Origin of the sequence: Novosphingobium sp. UBA1939 (assembly GCF_002336885.1) — a bacterium.
Lineage (GTDB): Bacteria > Pseudomonadota > Alphaproteobacteria > Sphingomonadales > Sphingomonadaceae > Novosphingobium.
The window spans coordinates 1-12,928 of the sequence record NZ_DDFB01000089.1 but is presented as its reverse complement, the minus strand read 5'-3'; the positions used below and the strand labels follow the sequence as shown (position 1 = coordinate 12,928).

Sequence of the window (12,928 nt, the reverse complement as noted above, 5' to 3'; positions counted from 1 at the left end):
GCAAGCGGCGGGCGCGGCGCCCGGCGCGGAGAACTGGTCGGTAGCGCAGGGCGCGCTGGCAGCGCTCGATTCGGCGCGGTCCAGCCTGCTGCTGCCGCTGGCTGATCTCGACACCCTGCTGGTGGAAGCCACCAAAGCCGCCGTCGACGGCCCCGATGCCGACCTCAAGGCCGTGCGCAAGGTGCGCGACGAAGTGGATGGCTGGCTGGCGGCCGAGAACCGCTCGCTCGATTCGCTGCGCGGCCGCGTGCGCGGATAGCTACCAGCGCGCCAGGTCGGCGTGGTCCTGCGCGCGCGGTTCGATCCAGCGCCAGCCGGCGGCGGTCTTCTCGCGCTTCCAGAACCAGCTTTCGCCTTTCAGGTGGTCCATCGCGAAATCGGCGGCGGCGAAAGCATCGCGCCGGTGGCGCGCGGCGGCGGCGACCAGCACGATCGGATCGCCCGGCACCATCAGGCCCACGCGGTGCAGCAACAGCAGCCCCTCCAGCGGCCAGCGCCGTTCGATCGTGACAGCGAGATCGGCCATGCCCGGCTGCGTCATCGGCGGATAGTGCTTCAGTTCGAGCGCTTCCACGCCGCCGTCCCCGCGCACTTGCCCGAGAAAACTGACGACGCCGCCGGCCTGTGCGTGACGGCCGATGAAGGCGTCCATTTCCGCCGCGGGATCGAACGCCGATTCGCGCAAGACGATCTCGGCCACGTCAGCCGCCCGAAACCGGTGGCAGGAAGGCCAGTTCGTCGCCGTCCGCCAGCGTGACCCCGCCGTGGTCGGTCAGCAGCCGCCCGTTGAGCGCGATCCGCACGCGATCGCCCAGCAGCTCCACGGCAAGCGCCTTATCGAGCGTGGCCAGGATGGCCTCGAGCGGGCCGGGCGCGACCGCGCGCTCCGCCGCGCCGGCCACGTCTTCCAGACGCCCGAGAAACACCAGCCGCGCCGCCATGGTCAGCCGCCGGTCATCGACATGTGGCGCGAAAGCGCGGGCGGCGCGCCGGGGCGATCGATCACGAAGCCGTGGCGTTCGGGCTTTTCGCCCATCGCGCGCGCCATGGCGACCGCGAGCGCGGCATCGGGATCGTGGGAACGCAGCGCGGCGCGCAGGTCCACCTTGCCCTCGCCGCCCAGGCACATGAACAGCTGCCCAGTGGCCGTCACCCGCACGCGGTTGCAGCCGTCGCAGAAATTGCCGGTCAGTGGGGTGATGAAGCCCAGCCGCCCGCCCGTTTCGGCGATATCGACATAGCGCGCCGGGCCGCCGGAGCGCGCCTCGCTCGCCGTCAGGGTCCAGCGCGCGGCCAGATCGCGGCGCACCGAATCGAGCGGCAGGTAGTGATCGAAGCGGTCTCCCTCGACCTCGCCCAGCGGCATGACCTCGATCAGCGTGAGATCATGGCCCTGCCCGTGTGCCCAGGCGACGAGATCGGGGATTTCCGCCTCGTTGAGCCCCTTGAGCGCAACGGTGTTGAGCTTGACCCGGAGGCCCGCCGCCTTCGCCGCCGCGATGCCTTCCAGCACCTGGGGCAGGCTGTCGCGCCGGGCGAGCTTCTCGAACAGTGCGCGATCGCGGGTATCGAGCGAGACGTTGACGCGCCGCACCCCCGCCGCCGCCAGATCCTCGGCGAATTCCGCCAGCCGCGTGCCGTTGGTGGTGAGTGTCAGCTCCTCCAACCCGTCTCCCAGCTTGCGCCCCAGCGCGCGGACCAGCTCGATCATGTCGCGCCGCACCAGCGGTTCGCCACCCGTCAGCCGCAGCTTGGTGACGCCGCGCGCGATGAAGGTCAGCGCCAGCCGGTGGAGTTCCTCCAGCGTCAGCACTTCGGCCCGGGGCAGGAACTCCATCCGCTCCGGCATGCAATAGGCGCAGCGCAGATCGCACCGGTCGGTAACCGACAGCCGGAGGTAGGTGATCCTCCGCGCGAAGCGGTCAACCAGGGGTGCGGGGAGAGGTGCGGGCGTGCTCACTTTTCCAAGTATACGAAATCACGCGGATAAGATTCAAGGTTCGCGCCGGCATCGACGAAAATAGTCTGTCCGGTGACCGAGGAGGCGGTCGCCAGGTAGTGGACCGCGTCGGCGATCTCGTCGGCGCCGGGCAGGCGGCGCAGCGGCATGATCTCTTCCAGCCGGCGCCACTGTTCGGCATCGTAATCCTGCGTGGGCAGGATCAGGCCCGGCGCCACGCCGTTCACGCGCACGCGCGGCGCCAGCGAACGCGCCAGCGTGCGCACCGATGCGTGCAGCGCCTGCTTCGACAGCGTGTAGCTGAGCTGATCGGGCACGGGGTTCACCACGCGCTGGTCGAGGATGTTGACCACCGAGCCATCGCCTTCCCCCAGCGCCTCGACAAAGGCGCGGGTCAGCAGCATCGGCGCGAACAGGTTGACGCGGAAATGATGCTCCAGCGCGGAAGGCGTCATCGTCGCGATGGTGTCGTCGTGGAACACCGAGGCCGAATTGACCAGCAGACGCGGCGCGCGCCCGGCCTGTTCGCGCAAGTCCGCCAGCAGCCGTTCCGCGCAGGCCGGATCGTCGAGATCGCCCGCCAGCGGCACCACGCGGGCGCCGATCCATTCGAGCTGGGCGGCAAATTCCGTGTCGAACGAGCCGGCGTGGTGCGCGTGGAGCGCCAGGTCCCACCCCGCAGATGCCAGCTTGCGCGCGATGGCGGCGCCGATCCTGCGCCAGCCGCCGGTGACCAGCGCAAGCGGTCTTGGCGCTGGTCCGTCCTCGCTCAACCGCGCCGCTCGCGCGTGAGCGTGATGCCGATTTCCTCGCCGTTCTCGCTGATCGCCAGCTTGACGATCTTCACCGCGATCCGCTCGATCCGCGTATCCTGCAGGAACAGCGTTTCGCAGATGTGGTCGGCCACCGCCTCGATGAGCTTGAAATGGACGTCTTTGGGCAGCCCGTCCGAGGCGGCGAACTTGAGGTCCATGTAGTTCTTGCTCGCCGATAGCGGGCAATCGGGCGAATAGCCGTCGCGCGGCGTCAGCCAGGCCTGGATGGAGATGCGCAGCGGCTGCGGCCGCCCGGTCTCCTCCGAGTAGATCCCGGTGAGCACGTCGGTTTCGATGTTGGCGACTTCGAGGATGAGGCTGTCAGACACGGCGCGGCATTTGGCAGCGCGCGCGGGAAAAGTCCACCGTTACGCGCTGGCGGCCCCTGGCAGTGTTACGCCGCTTCGTCATTGGGAGCGTAGCGAAGCAATCCAGAGTCCCGCGTGCCGCTCTGGATTGCTGCGGGGCTTTGCCCCTCGCAATGACGATGGAGAACGGTGCCGTCCAGATCAGGCCGGCCTCGGTTACGCGCCTTGCGGGTTCCACCGCGCGAAGATCGCGGTCGGCAGCAGGCGTCCGTCGTCGCCATCCTCGCGAATCGCGAGGTCGCCGTGTTCGATCGTGCCGGGCAGATCGGCCAGCGCTTCGGCCAGCAGGCCGGCGATGGCGAGCGAGGACATCCGCACCGCATAGACCGTCAGGAACAGGAAGCGGCTTTCGGCATCGAGCAGGTGCCGGCAATCGGCGATCAGGCCCGGCAGGTTCTCTTCCAGCCGCCAGACCTCGCCATCCGGCCCCCGGCCGAACTTGGGCGGATCGAGGATGATCCCGTCGTAGCGCCGCCCGCGCCGCACTTCGCGCGCGGCGAACTTGGCGGCATCGTCGACGATCCAGCGCACCGGCCGCTCGGCCATGCCCGAAAGCGCGGCATTGGCGCGCGCCTGCGCGACCGACTTCTTCGAGGCATCGACGTGCGTGACCGGCCCGAACGCCGACAGGGACAGCGTGCCCACGCCGGTATAGCCGAACAGATTGAGCGTGGAGGCGTCGGACTTGCCTTCCAGCCGGTCCCCCATCCAATCCCACACCGGGGCCATATCGGGGAAGAAGCCAAGATGGCGGAACGGCGTGCAGGAGGCGGTGAAGCGCACTTCGCCCCGCGTCAGGTCCCAGCCTTCGCGCGGCACCGGCCGGTCGAACATCCAGCGCCCGCCGCCGTCCTCGTCGGAACCGGGGACGAACTCCCCGTCCGCCGTCCAGTCGGCCTGGCGCGGCGTCCACAGCGCCTGCGGTTCGGGCCGGATGAAGCGGTAACGCCCATAGCGTTCCAGCTTGCGCCCGTGTCCGCTGTCAACCAGCCCGAAATCGGGCCAGCCCTGCCCGATCATCAGGCGGGGCGCGGAATCGAGCCGGGCCATGCGCTTTCCCGCGTCCCGTCAGCCGTGGCGCGGCGTGGCGCGTTCGGCGATCCACGCGGCGACGGCATCGTAATCGCCCGGCAGGTGCGCGCAGGATTCCTCGCGCTCGAACAGGTCGCCCATCCGCGTCGGCAGCGCGGGGCGGACGCCCGTGGCGCGCTCCACCGCATCGCGGAATTTGGCCGGATGCGCGGTCGCCAGCGTCACCACGGGAACCCCGGCGGGGATACCCTGCGCCGTGCGCGCACCGTGCAGGCCGATCGCGGTGTGCGGATCGAGCACTTCACCCGTCGCCTCGTGCGCCCAGCGCATCGCGTGGGCCATGTCGTTGGCGTCGGCGCGGGCGCTGGTGAACAGCGCGGCGATGCTTTCGCGCTGGGTGTTGGTCAGCTGCATCGCCTTCGTCGCTTCAAAGCCCTTCATCTGCGCGGCCAGCGCGGCGCCATCGCGCCCGGCGGCATCGAACAGCAGGCGTTCGAAGTTCGACGAAACCTGGATGTCCATGGAAGGGGCGGCGGTGGGCGTAACGGTGCTGGCCGAATAATCCCCGCTCGAAAGCGCGCGGTGCAGGATGTCGTTGACGTTGGTGGCGACGATCAGCCGCTCGATCGGCAGGCCCATCTTCGCCGCGACATAGCCGGCGAAGACATCGCCGAAATTGCCGGTCGGCACGCTGAAGGCCACCTTGCGCTGCGGCGCGCCAAGCTGGAGCGCGGCGGCGAAGTAGTACACCACCTGCGCCATCAGGCGCGCCCAGTTGATCGAGTTGACCGCGCTGATCGCGAAGCGGCCGGTCATCGCGGCATCGTTGAACATGCGCTTCACCATCGCCTGCGCATCGTCGAAGCTGCCGTCGATGGCGATGTTGTAGACGTTCGGCGCCAGCACCGTGGTCATCTGCCGGCGCTGCACGTCGCTGACCCGGCCGTGCGGATGCAGCATGAAGATATCGACCCCGGCGCGGCCCGCCACCGCGTCGATCGCGGCGGAACCGGTATCGCCCGAGGTGGCGCCGACGATGGTGATATGTTGATCGCCGCCATCGGCCTTCGGGCGGCTGAGGAACTCCTCGAACAGCAGCCCCAGCAGTTGCAGCGCCACGTCCTTGAACGCCAGCGTGGGGCCATGGAACAGTTCCAGCACCCACTGCTTTTCATCAAGTTGCTTGAGCGGCGTGACCGCGACATGGGCAAAACGGCCATAGGCCTGCCGGCACAGCTCCAGCAACCGCTCCGGCGTGAGGCAATCGCCGACGAAGGGCTGCATCACCCGCGCCGCCAGTTCGGCATAGGGCAGCCCGGCCATGGCGGCGATTTCCGCCTCGGTGAAGGTCGGCCAGGTTTCCGGCACGTAAAGCCCGCCATCGGACGCGAGGCCCGCCAGGGTGGCGCCCTGGAAGTCGAGCGCGGGCGCGTTGCCGCGCGTGCTTATGTACTTCATGGCAGAATCCTTACATGCCCCGGCTTGCGGCGCGGTTAGCCGCGCCGGCCCGGCCCGGCAAGCCGCTTCGCAAGCGCAAGGGCATAGATTACCGCCGCGACCGTGGCGAAAAGGAACCACTGCACGGCATAGGCCAGGTGGTTGTTGGGAATGTCGCGCGGGTCCGGACGCGCCAAAGGCGCCAGCCCGGCCTGCGGCGGATCGGCGATCAGGCGCGCGCTGTGCCCCGCGCCGGAGGCGACGATGCCGCTGACCTTGCCGCCCGTCCACGATACCGGCGCTGGTTGCAACGCCCACCCCAGCGCGACATCGACCTGCCCGCCGCCGTCGATGCGGCAGGTGGCAACTTGCGCCACGCCCTGTTCCCCCCGCGCGCTGCGGCCGGCGATGGCGGTGGTGGCCAGCACCTGGTCACACCACACCGTGCTGCGGCGATACAGCGCGGCTTCGATCGCCTGCGGATCGCGCGGCCACGGCACCTCGGCGCTATCCACGCGCACCGCGGCGTAGCGCGCGATCAGCGCTTCCTTCCACGCCCGGCGCTGCAATTGCCACACGCCCAGCCCGATCATCGTGGCGACCGCCGCCAGCACGACCAGCGTGGGCACGATGGGGATGCGGCGGATCATGCGCCGCCCTCCCGGCGCAAGCGGCGCACCAGCCGCGCCGCCTTGGCCACGCGCAGCGCCAGCGTGACCACGCCGGCCGCCAGCAGGGGCCAGACCAGCGCCAGCACCCAGACCGGAAAGCGCACCATATCGTCCAGCCGCAGTGCCACCAGGATCAGCAGCACCGTGACCGGCAGCATCACCGGGTAGAGCTGGCGCCCCTGCAATTCATGGCTGGCGAAATCCTGCCCGCAGGCGCGGCAGCGCGGGGCGAACGTCGCCGGCCCGGCGAACAGCGTGCGCGCGCCACAGCGGGGGCAGGATGCGGAAAGGGCAGCCCGGAGAATTCCGGACTGCCCTTTCGATTCCGCCTGATCGGCCGGATGCGGCATCAGTGGGTCGGGTAACCCCAACCGCCCCAGACGTAGATCGCGACGAACAGGAACAGCCACACCACGTCAACGAAGTGCCAGTACCACGCGGCCGCTTCGAAACCGAAGTGCTGGCGAGGGGTGAAATCGCCCTTGTAGGCGCGCACCTGGCAGACGATCAGGAAGATCGTGCCGACGATGACGTGGAAGCCGTGGAACCCGGTGGCCATGTAGAAGGCCGAACCATAGGTGTTCTTGCCGAAGGCGAACGGCGCGTGCGCGTATTCGTAAGCCTGGATCGAGCTGAACAGCAGGCCCAGCAGGATCGTGGCCCACAGGCCCTTCTTCAGGCCATCGCGATCACCGTGGATCAGCGCGTGGTGGCCCCAGGTGAGCGTGCAGCCCGAGCACAGCAGGATCAGCGTGTTCAGCAGCGGCAGATCGAACGGGTCCATCACCGCCTCGATCGCCTTGGGCGGCCACTGGCCACCGATCACGTCGACGTTGATGGTCGACGGGAACAGCGAGAAATCGAAGAAGGCCCAGAACCAGCCGACGAAGAACATCACTTCCGAAGCGATGAACAGGATCATGCCGTAGCGCTGGTGCAGCTGCACCACCGGGGTGTGATCGCCCGCGTGCGCTTCCTTGATGACCTTGCCCCACCACGAGAACATCGTGAGGAGAACGCCCAGGAGGCCCAGCAGCATCACCGCCTTGCCACCGGGCAGGCTGTGCATGAAAAGCACGCCGCCGCTGGTCATGGTCAGCGCCGAAAGCGCGCCGGTGAGCGGCCAGATATCCGGCGGCAGAATGTGGTAATCGTGGTTCTTAGCGCCAGCCATGATGGTCTGATTCCCCCAAATTTCTCATGGCATCCGGACATGATCCAGACGCAACTCAATTTCGGCCTTTATCGCCAGCGAACGGCGCGGTCCAGTGGCTTTCGGCCCCTTTCCCGACTTAGCGCCACCACCCTACTTCGCCGCCGGCACGGGCGCGGTCCCGGCCGCCTCGTGGAAGGTATAGCTCAGCGTGATTTCGCCGATATCCTTGGCGTTGGCATCGTCCAGCATCGCCGGATCGACATAGTAGATCACCGGCATCCGCACTTCCTGACCCGGTTCCAGCCGCTGTTCGTTGAAGCAGAAGCACTGGATCTTGTGGAAATAGGCGCCGGTCTGTTCGGGCGTGACGTTGAACGTGGCACGCCCGATGATCGGGTGGGCGGAAGTGTTCTTCGCGATGAAGAACGCCATCTTGCGTTCGCCGATGCGCCCGTCCTGCGTCACCTGTTCCGGCCGGAACTGCCACGGCATCCCGCTGGCCACGTTGGCATCGAAGCGCACGCGGACGGGCCGCGCGGTGACCTTGACCGAATCGGCCTGCGCGGCGGTGGAGCGCTGCGTGGTGCCGTTGAAACCGGTCGCCTGGCAGAACAGGCGGTAGAGCGGGACCGAGGCATAGCCCAGCCCCAGCATCGCCAGCGCCCCGCCCGCCGCGATCAGCGCGACCTTGCGGTTGCTGCCGCGGCCTTGCGTCGCGGTGGCCACGCTTACATCTGCCCCGATGCGTGGACGCTCATCTTCACGATCGTGATCGCGAAGAACAGCACCGCCAGCGCGCCAAGGATCAGGCCCAGCACCTTGCTGCGGGCACGCTGCCGCGCGCGATAGGCTTCGCTTTCGGCGGGACTCAGGTGATCGTCATTGGGGTTCATGCTTGCCAGCCTTGCACCGTGGCGATGCGATCGGCAACCAGCATCGCAAAAAGCACGAAGAGATAGAGCACTGAATAGCCGAACAGGCGCTTTTCGGGTTTCATGCCATCGTCCGGCACGCTGGTGCGCAGGCCGACGCGGACCGAGAGCGCCACGAACACCAGCCCCAGCACCAGCGCCGACAGGCCATAGACCAGCCCCGTGCCGCCGATGAACCATGGCACCAGCGTCAGCGGCAGCAGGAACACGGCATAGGCCAGGATCTGGCGGCGCGTGGCCTTTTCGCCCGCCACTACCGGCATCATCGGAATGCCGACCTTGGCGTAGTCCGTCTGCACGAACAGCGCGAGCGCCCAGAAATGCGGCGGCGTCCAGAAGAAGATGATCAGGAACAGCAGCACCGGCATCAGCGTGACATGGCCCGTGACCGCCACCCAGCCGATCAGCGGCGGAAAGGCCCCCGCCCCGCCGCCGATGACGATGTTCTGCGGCGTGCGCGGCTTGAGCCAGACGGTGTAGATCCACGCATAGTAGAAGATCGACACCGCCAGGATCGCCGCCGCCAGCCAGCCGTTGGCCAGCCCCATGACCATGACCGAGGCACCGGCCAGCGCGAAGCCGAAATCGCGCGCGGATTCGCGATCCATGCGCCCGGCCGGCAAAGGCCGTTCGCGCGTGCGCTTCATCCCCGCGTCGATATCCGCTTCCCACCACTGGTTGAGCGCGGCGGCCCCGCCCGCGCCCACGGCGATGCACAGGATCGCGGTGAAACCCAGCACGGGATGGATGTCCCCCGGCGCGGCGAGCAGGCCGCACAGGCCGGTGAAGATCACCAGCGTCATCACGCGCGGCTTGGTCAGCGCGAAGAAATCCCGCCAGTCGGCAGGCAGCGTCAGGGTCTTGGCGGCATCCATCGTGCGCGCGCTATAGTCCCGCGCGCGCGGAAGGGAAAGCCGGTGAGAACAATGCGCCACCCGCGCGTCAGCGCGGTGGCTTGCAGGGCTTGCCGTCGTACTCTAGGCGGTTGCGGGCATAGATCGTCCCATTCCAGCGGATCACCGGAAAGCAGAAGCCGGGGCCGCCGACCTCGATGTCCGGCCAGCCACCGACCCCACGGGCCGCCTTGAAATCGGGGATGCCGACCTCGTTCGCTATCAGCTTCCAGCCGCCGTTCGCCTGCCCGGCCACGATCCAGAAGGCGGCCCCGGTATTGCCATAGCAGAACAGCCCGCCTTCCACGATCACCGCATCGGGGCGGCCATCGCCGTTGAGATCGCGGCGCTGGTCGATCCGGCCGGGTTCGTAGGTCGCACCATCGTCGTTGCCATCGTTGCAACCGCTTTCCCAGCGCCCGCGCACCTGCCGGAAGCCGGCGGCGGCGAAGATCGCGGCGTCGCCGGTCACCGGACCGCGCGGTGCCGCCTGAGGCCGGGGCGGCGCTCCGGCGGTGACCATCTCGGCCGGACGATAGACCGTGCCATCGAAGCGCAGTTGCCCGGTCCGCCCACCGCTGGTGGTGGACAGCACGAACCAGCCGCCGAATGCGGTGCCGGTGGTGGCAACGGTGCCCTGCCCTTCCAGAATGCGGCGCCACCGGCCATCCGGCGCCTGCGTGGCGATCGCGTACCAGCGCCCGTCGGGCTTGTAGCAAGGGCCGGCATCGATGAAGAGCGCTTCCTTGCGCCCGTCGGCGTTCATGTCGACAAAGGTGATGCGCGGACTGGCGGCCGCGCCGCAGCGGTTGGTCGGGTGATCGCCGTTCGCGCTGATCGGAAACCCGCCGGCGGCATAGAGCTGCATCGCCTCCGTCCGCGTCATCGCCGCGCGGGCGGGTACCGGAAGCGCGAACCCCGCCGCAAGAACGCCTGCCACCGCATACCCGATCCGCCGCATCGCCTTGCCCCCGATTGCCGCAACGAAAGTTATAATCCCACGCCGCGTGAAAAAGGCCAGCGCAAAAGAAAAGAGGCCCCGGATCGCTCCGGAGCCTCTTGTCATGGTTCAGGCGAAACCGCCGATCAGTGCGCCGCCTTGGCGTCGATCACCGGCAGGGTTTCGAACTGGTGGAACGGCGGCGGGCTGGACAGGGTCCATTCCAGCGTCGTCGCGCCTTCGCCCCAGTAGTTGGCTTCGGCCTTCTTGCCGGCCAGGAAGGCGTAGGCGATGTTGATCAGGAAGATCACGATGCTGACCGACATGATCATGTAGCCGTCGGTGGCGACCTTGTTCCAGTGTTCGAACGCCGGAGCATAGTCGGGGTAGCGACGCGGCATGCCGTTCGCGCCCAGGAAGTGCATCGGGAAGAAGATCAGGTTCACGCCGACGAAGAACACCCAGAACTGCAGGTGCGCCAGGAATTCGGAGTGCATCCGGCCGCTCATCTTCGGGAACCAGTAATAGAACCCGGCGAAGAGCGAGGTGACTGCGCCCAGCGACAGCACGTAGTGGAAGTGCGCCACCACGTAGTAGGTATCCTGGAGGTTATCGTCGATGCCGCCGTTGGCCAGCACCACGCCGGTCACGCCGCCCAGGGTGAACAGGAAGATGAAGCCGATCGCCCAGACCATCGGCGACTTGAATTCGAGGCTGCCGCCCCACATCGTCGCGATCCACGAGAAGATCTTGATGCCCGTGGGCACCGCGATGACCATGGTCGCCGCGGTGAAGTACATCTTCGTGTTCACGTCGAGGCCGGTGGTGTACATGTGGTGCGCCCACACGATGAAGCCGACAACGCCGATCGCGACCATGGCGTAAGCCATACCGAGATAGCCGAACACCGGCTTCTTCGAGAAGGTCGAGATGATCTGGCTGATGATGCCGAAGCCCGGCAGGATCATGATGTACACTTCGGGGTGCCCGAAGAACCAGAACAGGTGCTGGTACAGGATCGGATCACCGCCGCCGGCGGGATCGAAGAACGTCGTGCCGAAGTTGCGGTCCGTCAGCAGCATGGTGATCGCGGCGGCGAGAACCGGCAGCGACAGCAGCAGCAGGAACGCGGTGACCAGCACCGACCACACGAACAGCGGCATCTTGTGCAGGGTCATGCCCGGCGCGCGCATGTTGAAGATGGTGGTGATGAAGTTGATCGCGCCCAGAATCGAACCCGCGCCCGCAAGGTGCAGCGAGAAGATCGCGAAATCGACGGCCGGCCCGACAGAGCCCGAGGTCGAGAGCGGGGCATAGACCGTCCAGCCGGTGCCCGCGCCGTTGCCAACGCCCCCCGGCACGAAGGCCGAGAACATCAGCGAGCAGAAACCGACGAAGGTCAGCCAGAACGAGATGTTGTTCATGCGCGGGAAGGCCATGTCCGGCGCGCCGATCATGATCGGAACGAACCAGTTGCCGAAGCCGCCGATGATCGCCGGCATGACCATGAAGAACACCATGATCAGGCCGTGCGCGGTGATCAGCACGTTCCACAGGTGGAGCTGCTGGTCGAAGCTGGGATTCTTTTCGCCCAGGAAGCTGGCGACGGCACCGAGATACTGGATGCCCGGCTGGGCCAGTTCGGCGCGCATGATGCCCGACACGGCGCCGCCTACGATGCCCGCGAAGATCGCGAAGATCAGGTAGAGCGTGCCGATGTCCTTGTGGTTGGTGGACATGAACCAGCGAGCGAAGAAGCTCGGCTTGTGATCGTGATCGTGCGCATCGTGGTGGTGATGCGCATCGAACCCTTCGTGGTCTGCGGGAATGGTGGCCATGACGGTCTACCCCTTTCCTGAATTACGCGGCCGGCGACGCGGAAGCGTCGGCAGCGGGAGCGGACGCATCCGCGGCGGGAGCGGCGGCGGCCGGAGCGGCGGTGCCGCCCTGAGCCTTCACCCAGGCTTCGAACTGCGGCCGGCTGACGGCTTCGACCACGATCGGCATGTAGCCGTGGCGAACGCCGCAGAGTTCGGAACACTGGCCGTAGTACACGCCCGGTTCCTTGATGAAGAGTTCCTTCTCGTTGATCCGGCCCGGCACCGCGTCCAGCTTGAACCACAGCGAGGGCACGGCGAACGAGTGGATCACGTCAGCGCCCACCGTCTGCATGCGGATCGGTTCGCCATAGGGCACGACCATGCGCGCATCGGCACCAAGCTGCGGCGGCTCGCCACGCTTCAGCGCTTCCTCGTCCGGCAGCATGTTCGAGATCACTTCGAAGCCGCCGTTATCGGGATAGGTATAGCCCCAGTACCACTGGTAGCCCGTGGCCTTGACCGTGAGCGCGTTCTTCGGCGCCGGCGTGTACTGCGCGGCGAGAAGGCGGATCGACGGCACGGCGATGACCACCAGGATGAGCACCGGCAGCAGGGTCCAGATCACTTCGATCAGCGTGTTGTGGCTGGTCTTCGACGCGACCGGATTGGCGCCGCGGCGGAAGCGCGCCATCACGAACAGCAGCAGCACCAGCACGAAGAGGGTGATCACGGTGATGATCGGCATCAGCACGTAATCGTACATGCGCAGCGCCTGCTGGCCCGTGATCGAATACTGGTCCTGGAAGGACAGCGCGCCGGCAACTGGCTGGCCCTTGCCCGGCGTGGGCTTGGCCGGAACGTAGCTGCTCTTTTCGGCACCGGCGTCGGCCTTGGCGGCCGGCTG

The 12,928-nt window shown here is 67.4% G+C and carries 16 protein-coding genes and 1 pseudogene; 1 reads left to right on the top strand and 16 read right to left on the bottom strand.

Features of this window, described 5'->3' with window-relative positions; genetic code table 11:
* Window positions 1-259 (top strand): annotated as a pseudogene (locus B3547_RS11855) (hypothetical protein); the annotation flags it as partial.
* Here the strand turns inward: B3547_RS11855 and B3547_RS11850 are convergent.
* The 16 genes from B3547_RS11850 to coxB form a co-directional block, all read right to left on the bottom strand.
* Window positions 260-700: a molybdenum cofactor biosynthesis protein MoaE gene (locus tag B3547_RS11850; RefSeq protein ID WP_125953836.1), complete on the bottom strand. Its 441-nt coding sequence runs from the start codon at window positions 698-700 to the stop codon at window positions 260-262. It lies immediately after the preceding pseudogene.
* 1 nt (window position 701) lies between these two features.
* Window positions 702-941, bottom strand: coding sequence for a MoaD/ThiS family protein (locus B3547_RS11845; RefSeq protein WP_125953837.1), 240 nt, complete (start codon window positions 939-941; stop codon window positions 702-704).
* 2 nt (window positions 942-943) lie between these two features.
* Window positions 944-1,960: a GTP 3',8-cyclase MoaA gene (gene moaA / locus B3547_RS11840; protein WP_125953838.1), complete on the bottom strand. Its 1,017-nt coding sequence runs from the start codon at window positions 1,958-1,960 to the stop codon at window positions 944-946.
* Complete coding sequence (locus tag B3547_RS11835; protein ID WP_125953839.1) at window positions 1,957-2,733, bottom strand: SDR family oxidoreductase; 777 nt, start codon at window positions 2,731-2,733, stop codon at window positions 1,957-1,959. Before B3547_RS11835 ends, moaA begins: the two co-directional genes overlap by 4 nt.
* Window positions 2,730-3,104 carry a dihydroneopterin aldolase gene (locus B3547_RS11830; RefSeq protein ID WP_124810912.1) on the bottom strand — a complete coding sequence of 125 codons (375 nt, stop codon included), beginning with the start codon at window positions 3,102-3,104 and terminating at the stop codon, window positions 2,730-2,732. The genes B3547_RS11835 and B3547_RS11830 overlap by 4 nt, the downstream gene beginning before the upstream one ends.
* A 195-nt stretch (window positions 3,105-3,299) precedes the next feature.
* The gene (locus B3547_RS11825; RefSeq protein WP_125953840.1) at window positions 3,300-4,193 is read right to left on the bottom strand and encodes a class I SAM-dependent methyltransferase; all 894 of its coding nucleotides are present in this window, start codon (window positions 4,191-4,193) and stop codon (window positions 3,300-3,302) included.
* Window positions 4,194-4,211: 18 nt separating this feature from the next.
* Window positions 4,212-5,633 (bottom strand): threonine synthase, encoded by a 1,422-nt coding sequence (gene thrC / locus B3547_RS11820; RefSeq protein ID WP_292963338.1) that lies wholly within the window; start codon window positions 5,631-5,633, stop codon window positions 4,212-4,214.
* Window positions 5,634-5,668: 35 nt separating this feature from the next.
* Window positions 5,669-6,262, bottom strand: a complete 594-nt coding sequence (locus B3547_RS11815; RefSeq protein WP_292963336.1) for an SURF1 family protein — start codon at window positions 6,260-6,262, stop codon at window positions 5,669-5,671.
* The gene (locus B3547_RS11810; RefSeq protein WP_124810915.1) at window positions 6,259-6,633 is read right to left on the bottom strand and encodes a DUF983 domain-containing protein; all 375 of its coding nucleotides are present in this window, start codon (window positions 6,631-6,633) and stop codon (window positions 6,259-6,261) included. Before B3547_RS11810 ends, B3547_RS11815 begins: the two co-directional genes overlap by 4 nt.
* Window positions 6,633-7,457, bottom strand: a complete 825-nt coding sequence (locus B3547_RS11805; RefSeq protein WP_124810916.1) for a cytochrome c oxidase subunit 3 — start codon at window positions 7,455-7,457, stop codon at window positions 6,633-6,635. The genes B3547_RS11810 and B3547_RS11805 overlap by 1 nt, the downstream gene beginning before the upstream one ends.
* 132 nt (window positions 7,458-7,589) lie before the next feature.
* Window positions 7,590-8,165 (bottom strand): cytochrome c oxidase assembly protein, encoded by a 576-nt coding sequence (locus B3547_RS11800; RefSeq protein WP_125953869.1) that lies wholly within the window; start codon window positions 8,163-8,165, stop codon window positions 7,590-7,592.
* A 2-nt stretch (window positions 8,166-8,167) separates the two neighbouring features.
* The gene (locus B3547_RS11795; protein ID WP_190287368.1) at window positions 8,168-8,332 is read right to left on the bottom strand and encodes a cytochrome oxidase small assembly protein; all 165 of its coding nucleotides are present in this window, start codon (window positions 8,330-8,332) and stop codon (window positions 8,168-8,170) included.
* Window positions 8,329-9,246 (bottom strand): heme o synthase, encoded by a 918-nt coding sequence (locus B3547_RS11790; RefSeq protein ID WP_124810917.1) that lies wholly within the window; start codon window positions 9,244-9,246, stop codon window positions 8,329-8,331. Before B3547_RS11790 ends, B3547_RS11795 begins: the two co-directional genes overlap by 4 nt.
* Before the next feature lie 67 nt (window positions 9,247-9,313).
* Window positions 9,314-10,225, bottom strand: coding sequence for a hypothetical protein (locus tag B3547_RS11785; RefSeq protein WP_292963330.1), 912 nt, complete (start codon window positions 10,223-10,225; stop codon window positions 9,314-9,316).
* 125 nt (window positions 10,226-10,350) lie between these two features.
* A complete protein-coding gene (gene ctaD, locus B3547_RS11780; protein WP_125953843.1) occupies window positions 10,351-12,042 on the bottom strand; it encodes a cytochrome c oxidase subunit I in 1,692 nt (563 codons plus the stop codon).
* 22 nt (window positions 12,043-12,064) lie between these two features.
* Window positions 12,065-12,928: cytochrome c oxidase subunit II (gene coxB / locus B3547_RS11775; RefSeq protein WP_292963327.1), on the bottom strand; the 864-nt coding region annotated here is incomplete at its 5' end.

Bases quoted from the DNA above. Each gene is read 5' to 3' on its own strand.
- B3547_RS11845 (WP_125953837.1), bottom strand. From the start codon at position 941: ATGGCGGCGCGGCTGGTGTTTCTCGGGCGTCTGGAAGACGTGGCCGGC.
- B3547_RS11825 (WP_125953840.1), bottom strand. From the start codon at position 4,193: ATGGCCCGGCTCGATTCCGCGCCCCGCCTGATGATCGGGCAGGGCTGG.
- thrC (WP_292963338.1), bottom strand. From the start codon at position 5,633: ATGAAGTACATAAGCACGCGCGGCAACGCGCCCGCGCTCGACTTCCAG.
- B3547_RS11815 (WP_292963336.1), bottom strand. From the start codon at position 6,262: ATGATCCGCCGCATCCCCATCGTGCCCACGCTGGTCGTGCTGGCGGCG.
- B3547_RS11810 (WP_124810915.1), bottom strand. From the start codon at position 6,633: ATGCCGCATCCGGCCGATCAGGCGGAATCGAAAGGGCAGTCCGGAATT.
- B3547_RS11805 (WP_124810916.1), bottom strand. From the start codon at position 7,457: ATGGCTGGCGCTAAGAACCACGATTACCACATTCTGCCGCCGGATATC.
- B3547_RS11795 (WP_190287368.1), bottom strand. From the start codon at position 8,332: ATGAACCCCAATGACGATCACCTGAGTCCCGCCGAAAGCGAAGCCTAT.
- B3547_RS11790 (WP_124810917.1), bottom strand. From the start codon at position 9,246: ATGGATGCCGCCAAGACCCTGACGCTGCCTGCCGACTGGCGGGATTTC.
- B3547_RS11785 (WP_292963330.1), bottom strand. From the start codon at position 10,225: ATGCGGCGGATCGGGTATGCGGTGGCAGGCGTTCTTGCGGCGGGGTTC.
- ctaD (WP_125953843.1), bottom strand. From the start codon at position 12,042: ATGGCCACCATTCCCGCAGACCACGAAGGGTTCGATGCGCATCACCAC.